Origin of the sequence: Tenacibaculum sp. L6 (assembly GCF_028823685.1) — a bacterium.
In the GTDB taxonomy this organism is placed as follows: domain Bacteria; phylum Bacteroidota; class Bacteroidia; order Flavobacteriales; family Flavobacteriaceae; genus Polaribacter.
Genome location: NZ_JAPEHZ010000156.1, coordinates 1 through 917 on the forward strand (window position 1 = coordinate 1; position 917 = coordinate 917).

At 36.9% G+C, this 917-nt stretch carries 2 protein-coding genes; both read right to left on the minus strand.

Going from position 1 to position 917, the window contains the following annotated elements; genetic code table 11:
- The coding region (locus tag OU788_RS12460) for a PAAR domain-containing protein (protein WP_274635459.1) at nt 1-216 on the minus strand (216 nt) is incomplete at its 3' end.
- Between the two features lie 12 nt (nt 217-228).
- A partial coding sequence (locus tag OU788_RS12465) for a phage baseplate assembly protein V (protein WP_274635460.1) occupies nt 229-917 on the minus strand: 689 nt, incomplete at its 5' end.

Below are 917 nucleotides of genomic sequence, written 5' to 3' on the forward strand. Positions count from 1 at the left end.
TGGTTTCCCACCTATTAGCACAGTTGCATCTCCTTTTACTATAGTATCTGGAGGTCCTGAACATGTGCATATATCTCCCATTACAGCAGCTGGTTTTCCTGCTATTAATACAGTAGGTACTCCTGGTCCAGTTATAGGGCCTCCTGTATGCGGCGTAGAACCGTTATACATTGGGCATGTATGCATATGTGATATAGTTGCTGCAGGTCCTGGCATAATTACTCGTTTTTAATTAATTTTCACTATTCCACCTGACACTTCAGTTACAGCACTACCTGTTACTTTTGTTTGCGTTCCATTTACTTCAGCACTTGTCTTTCCTTCAACAATAGCGTTCATACCTTGTAATGTAGCATCCCCTGTAGCTTCCATAGCTAATTTATCTTTGCTTTTTACGGAAGTAGTACCATCAGACTGTAATTTTAATTCTCCTTTAGCTATTAATAATGTATCGGACTCTGTACTAACTTCTACATTCTTTTTAGCGTTTAAACGGATATTTTCTTCAGCATTGAGGTTAATATTCTTAGCAGAAAATTCCATGGTTTCAACAGACTGAACAAACAATGATTTTTCTTTAGTATCAAAAGTTATAATACTTCCGTCTTTGTCTTTTATGGTTATTTTCTCCTTATCTTTTGTATCGTCTAACTCAATCGTATGTCCACCACGCGTAATAATGCTCTTTCTTACATTTTCTTCATCTCCTCCTGCTCCATTTTTACCTGTAAACATGCTTCCCATTACAAAAGGACGATTAGGGTCGTTATGTTCAAAACCTACCATTACTTGATCTCCTATTTCTGGAATAAATACAAATCCTCTATTGGTTTTAGTAAGATCACTGCTTCCTGCATCTGGAGTCATTACACGAATAAAATCTGTTTTTGCTCCAATAGCTTCTTGCCAGTAAAACT